Here is a 3589-nt window from a genome sequence, read left to right on the forward strand (position 1 = left end):
GGGTGGGGGGTGTTCGTTGTTCCAGAGCTGCACAGTGGACGCGTGACATCGAGCTCAAAAGGGCTGGATGGGGATGTGTGGTCAAGCCCTCGGCCTATTAGTACCGGTCGGCTGCACGACTTGCGCCGCTTCCACCTCCGGCCTATCAACCCGCTGGTCTGGGCGGGGGCCTTACCCGGTTGACCCGGTGAGAGACCTCATCTTGAAGCGGGCTTCCCGCTTAGATGCTTTCAGCGGTTATCCCTGCCGAACGTAGCCAACCAGCAGTGCTCCTGGCGGAACAACTGGCACACCAGAGGTTCGTCCGTCCCGGTCCTCTCGTACTAGGGACAGCCCTTCTCAAGTCTCTTACGCGCACGGCGGATAGGGACCGAACTGTCTCACGACGTTCTAAACCCAGCTCGCGTACCGCTTTAATGGGCGAACAGCCCAACCCTTGGGACCTACTCCAGCCCCAGGATGCGACGAGCCGACATCGAGGTGCCAAACCATCCCGTCGATATGGACTCTTGGGGAAGATCAGCCTGTTATCCCCGGGGTACCTTTTATCCGTTGAGCGACACCGCTTCCACATGCCGGTGCCGGGTCACTAGTCCCAGCTTTCGCTCCTGCTCGACCCGTCGGTCTCGCAGTCAAGCTCCCTTGTGCACTTGCACTCGACACCTGATTGCCAACCAGGCTGAGGGAACCTTTGGGCGCCTCCGTTACATTTTGGGAGGCAACCGCCCCAGTTAAACTACCCACCTGACACTGTTCCTGATCCGGATCACGGACCGAGGTTAGACATCCAATTCGACCAGAGTGGTATTTCAACGGCGACTCCGCCCGCACTGGCGTGCGGACCTCACAGTCTCCCACCTATCCTACACAAGCCGAACCGAACACCAATATCAAGCTGTAGTGAAGGTCCCGGGGTCTTTCCGTCCTGCCGCGCGTAACGAGCATCTTTACTCGTAGTGCAATTTCGCCGAGCCTGTGGTTGAGACAGCTGAGAAGTCGTTACGCCATTCGTGCAGGTCGGAACTTACCCGACAAGGAATTTCGCTACCTTAGGATGGTTATAGTTACCACCGCCGTTTACTGGCGCTTGAGTTCTGAGCTTCGCCACCCCGAAAGGGCAGCTGACCCGTCCCCTTAACGTTCCAGCACCGGGCAGGCGTCAGTCCGTATACCTCGTCTTACGACTTCGCACGGACCTGTGTTTTTAGTAAACAGTCGCTTCTCACTGGTCTCTGCGGCCACCCACCGCTGCCCCAGGCTAGCTGGTTCACAGCAGATGGCCCCCCTTCTCCCGAAGTTACGGGGGCATTTTGCCGAGTTCCTTAACCACAGTTCGCTCGATCGCCTCGGTATTCTCTACCTGACCACCTGAGTTGGTTTGGGGTACGGGCCGCTCGGAGCTCGCTAGAGGCTTTTCTCGGCAGCATAGGATCATCCAATTCGCCTCATTCGGCTATGCGTCGGGCCTCACCCTGCATGCGCCACGGATTTACCTGCGGCACGGGCCACACCCTTGCACCGGTACTACCACTCACCGGTAGGACTACCTTCCTGCGTCACCCCATCGCTTGCCTACTACCAGGTCAGGTCCCACGCTCCACCCGCATCGTCCCGAAGGACTTCAACGGGCTTCGGATGGTTAGTCTCGCTGGGTCCGGCATGGGCGCTCCTTCGCGGGTACGGGAATATCAACCCGTTGTCCATCGACTACGCCTGTCGGCCTCGCCTTAGGTCCCGACTCACCCTGGGCGGATTAGCCTGGCCCAGGAACCCTTGGTCATCCGGCGGAGGAGTTTCTCACTCCCCTTTCGCTACTCATGCCTGCATTCTCACTCGTGTGGCGTCCACGGCTGGATTCCTCCGCCGCTTCACCCGCCACACGACGCTCCCCTACCCACCCCCACCCCTGGCCGGCCGCCCGGAGACGACCGACAGAGATACATGGAAGTGCCACAGCTTCGGCGGTGTGCTTGAGCCCCGCTACATTGTCGGCGCGGAACCACTTGACCAGTGAGCTATTACGCACTCTTTCAAGGATGGCTGCTTCTAAGCCAACCTCCTGGTTGTCACTGCGATCCCACATCCTTTTCCACTTAGCACACGCTTGGGGGCCTTAGCTGATGATCTGGGCTGTTTCCCTCTCGACTACGAACCTTATCGCCCGCAGTCTCACTGCCGCGCTCTCACTTACCGGCATTCGGAGTTTGGTTGACGTCAGTAACCTTGTGGGGCCCATCGGCCATCCAGTGCTCTACCTCCGGCAAGAAACACGCGACGCTGCACCTAAATGCATTTCGGGGAGAACCAGCTATCACCGAGTTTGATTGGCCTTTCACCCCTACCCACAGCTCATCCCCTCCGTTTTCAACCGAAGTGGGTTCGGTCCTCCACGCGGTCTTACCCGCGCTTCAACCTGGCCATGGGTAGATCACTCGGCTTCGGGTCTAGAGCACGCGACTGATACGCCCTGTTCGGACTCGCTTTCGCTACGGCTACCCCACACGGGTTAACCTCGCCACGCACCGCTAACTCGCAGGCTCATTCTTCAAAAGGCACGCAATCACCCACCCACCACGAGGGCGGGCCGGGCTCTCACGGCTTGTAGGCACACGGTTTCAGGTACTATTTCACTCCCCTCCCGGGGTACTTTTCACCTTTCCCTCACGGTACTAGTCCGCTATCGGTCACCAGGGAGTATTCAGGCTTAGCGGGTGGTCCCGCCGGATTCACACCGAATTTCACGGGCTCGGTGCTACTTGGGATACGATCCGGGAGGCCCTGAGTTTTCGTGTACGGGGCTCTCACCCTCTGCGGCGACCCCTTCCAGAGGCCTTCCACTAACTCAAGACTTTCTGACTCCCCGACGGCTCGGCAGAACCATCTGAATCGTCCCACAACCCCGACCACACAACGCCTGCCGGCTTGGCATGCGATCGGTTTGGCCTCCTCCGCTTTCGCTCGCCACTACTCACGGAATCACTGTTGTTTTCTCTTCCTGTGGGTACTGAGATGTTTCACTTCCCCACGTTCCCTCCACACGCCCTATGTGTTCAGGCGCGGGTCACACCACATGACTGGTGCGGGGTTCCCCCATTCGGACATCCTCGGATCAACGCTCGGTTGGCAGCTCCCCGAGGCTTATCGCAGCCTCCTACGTCCTTCATCGGCTCCTGGTGCCCAGGCATCCACCGTGTGCCCTTAACAACTTGACCACACAAACACACCCACACCCACCCACCACCACCCGGCCTCCCCCACGGGAAGACCGGGCACCACCACGACCCGCCACCCCGCAACACGGGGCGACGGCCGGGCCGGCGCATGGGCCAGTGCGGGCGTCCAGAGATCATCTACAAGATGCTCGCGTCCACTGTGCAGTTCTCAAACAACGAACAGTCACCCCGACCCTCCCCGCCACCGGACCCCCCGCACCCCCCCGGACCGTGGTCCGCCGGGGATGCGACGAGCGATGTGACGGGCACCGAGGCCCTGCACCGGAGGCAACCACCCACCCCGCACCCCGCATCCGCGGAGCAAGGGGGCGGCCCGTTCCCTCAGGACCCAACAGCGTGCCTACCACCGGCCACCG

1 rRNA gene is annotated in these 3589 nt (G+C 60.7%); it reads right to left on the reverse strand.

Annotated elements, in window-relative coordinates:
• Positions 1-77 precede the first annotated feature (77 nt).
• Positions 78-3212: ribosomal RNA gene (locus HK417_RS23970) — 23S ribosomal RNA — on the reverse strand.
• Positions 3213-3589 lie beyond the last annotated feature (377 nt).

It is taken from the genome of Modestobacter marinus, assembly GCF_019799945.1.
Lineage (GTDB): Bacteria > Actinomycetota > Actinomycetes > Mycobacteriales > Geodermatophilaceae > Modestobacter > Modestobacter marinus_B.